2 protein-coding genes are annotated in these 720 nt (G+C 61.2%); one reads left to right on the top strand and one right to left on the bottom strand.

Annotated features, from left to right (window positions below; translation table 11 throughout):
• A partial coding sequence (locus CWO89_RS44895) for an IS30 family transposase (RefSeq protein ID WP_130584464.1) occupies nucleotides 1–556 on the top strand: 556 nt, incomplete at its 5' end.
• On the opposite strand, the gene CWO89_RS47430 is transcribed toward CWO89_RS44895, so the two are convergent.
• Nucleotides 528–720: hypothetical protein (locus CWO89_RS47430; protein WP_207234726.1), on the bottom strand; the 193-nt coding region annotated here is incomplete at its 5' end. The genes CWO89_RS44895 and CWO89_RS47430 overlap by 29 nt on opposite strands.

A 720-nucleotide genomic window follows, 5' to 3' on the forward strand; every position in this document is an offset into this window, starting at 1 on the left:
ACGCGGACGCAGCCGCATCAGCGTCATCAAGCACCGGCGCGCGATCGCCGAGCGACCCGCCGAGGCTGAAGGTCGCGGAACGCCGGGCCATTGGGAAGCCGACTTCATGCTGTTCGCCCGATGTGGCCAAGGCTTGCTGGTTCTCCACGAACGACAAACCCGCTTCAATATCGTTCACCGCCCACGCGATCGAAAAGCCGTCCTCACCGCTCGGACCATCACGCGTCAGCTCGGCAGATTTCCAGGGGCGATGCGCAAAACCATCAGCTTCGACAACGGGAACGAGTTCGCCGAGCATCACAGGCTTCACCAAACCCTCGGCCTCCAGACCTTCTTCTGCGACCCCCATAGTCCCTGGCAAAAGGGCGGCGTGGAAAACGCGATCGGACGACTACGACGGTTCCTGCCGCGCAAAGCTGACCTCAACCTCATCACGGCAGCCGATCTCAGGCGGCATGTTCTCCGCCTCAACAACACCCCACGCAAATGTCTGGACTTCAAAACACCCGCCGAGGCATTCTCCGACCTCAAATCAACCGTTGCACTTCAATCGTGAATCCATCCCCCCCCCCGCCTTCGCGGGGCATGACGATGGAGTTGGAGAGAAGATATGCGTCCGCATTCTCGCGGCATTCTCGCGGCACGTTACGCCCGAGCTTTGCGTCTCGTTTCACCCTCTCAATCAGCAGAGGGCGCAGGGAAAGCCGGGTGCCGGTTGCA

The organism is Bradyrhizobium sp. Leo170 (assembly GCF_004296405.1).
GTDB lineage: Bacteria > Pseudomonadota > Alphaproteobacteria > Rhizobiales > Xanthobacteraceae > Bradyrhizobium.